Raw genomic sequence first — 1,131 nt, forward strand, 5'->3', positions numbered from 1 at the left:
AGAGCCGGCGGCGGCGGGGCGCCCGCGCGGCCCCCGGCCCGCCGCCCGCGCCCGCGGGCGGCCCGGCGCCGGCGCCCGGCGGGGCGCCGGCCGCCCGGCACTGCCAGGGGCCCACCTGCCAGGGCGAGTTGCCCGGCCGCTCGGTGTGCGCCGGGGACGCGCGCACCGAGAGCCTGGTGGGTGACGCCACGTACAGCGTGCGGCTGCGCTACTCCCCCGCCTGCGGCACCGCGTGGTCGCAGCTGCGGGTGCGGGGCGCGGTGGACCGGGTGATCTCCGTACGGACGGCTTCGGACGTTTTGACGGCCGCGTACTCCGCCGACGACGCCCAGGGCGACACCAGCCCGATGCTCGCCGTGCGCTCACCGCGCGGGGTGGAGGCGTGCGCGCAGGTGAACGGCCGGGTGGCGTGCACCGGGCTGGGCACGGACTCGGGCCGGGTGCCCTGAGGAGAGAGGGCGCGGCGGCCGGTCAGCCGGCGACCACCACCGGCCTGGGGGCGTCGTCGCGCACCGCCCGCCTCGGCGTGCGCAGCGCGGCGACGCCGATGAAGACCATGGAGGCGACTCCGGCGAGCGCGAAGGCGGTGAAGCCCCAGTCGCCGTTGCCGGTGGCGAGCAACTGGCCGCCGAGCCACGGCCCGAAGACGGCGCCGAAGCGGCCCATGCCGGAGGTCCAGCCGACGGCGGTGGCGCGGCTGTCCGGGGTGGAGCGGATGGAGACGGTCGCGTAGATCATCGCCTGGGCGCTGTTGAGGAACACGCCGGTGAGGAAGACCACCAGGAAGGTCACACCGAGCGGCATGCGGACGCTGAGCAGGAAGACACCGGCGGCGGTGAGCGCGAACCAGATGGCGGAGACGCGCGGGGCGCCGAACCGGTCGGAGGCGCGGCCCGCCACCAGCATGCCCACGATGCCGCCGAGGTTGAACAGGACGACGAAGGTCAGCGCGGAGCCGAGGTTGTAGCCCTCGTCGCGCATCAGGGTGGGCAGCCAGGTGGCGACGCCGTAGACGAGGAGGAGTCCGCCGAAGGAGGCCAGCCAGTACAGGAGGGTCTGGATCCATTCGCCACCGCGGAAGAGGTTCAGCAGGGCGTCCCACCGCCACCGGTCGGCGGGGGCCTTCTGGGA

At 75.7% G+C, this 1,131-nt stretch carries 2 protein-coding genes; one reads left to right on the top strand and one right to left on the bottom strand.

The window, feature by feature from the left end:
• Nucleotides 1–449, top strand: a 449-nt coding sequence (locus GV126_RS33670; RefSeq protein WP_159674942.1) for a DUF2690 domain-containing protein, incomplete at its 5' end; no start/stop codon positions are given.
• A gap of 22 nt (nt 450–471) precedes the next feature.
• Here GV126_RS33670 and GV126_RS33675 read toward each other — a convergent pair.
• The coding region (locus GV126_RS33675) for an MFS transporter (protein WP_159674944.1) at nt 472–1,131 on the bottom strand (660 nt) is incomplete at its 5' end.

Origin of the sequence: Streptomyces mexicanus, from assembly GCF_902506575.1 — a bacterium.
Classification (GTDB): domain Bacteria; phylum Actinomycetota; class Actinomycetes; order Streptomycetales; family Streptomycetaceae; genus Streptomyces; species Streptomyces mexicanus.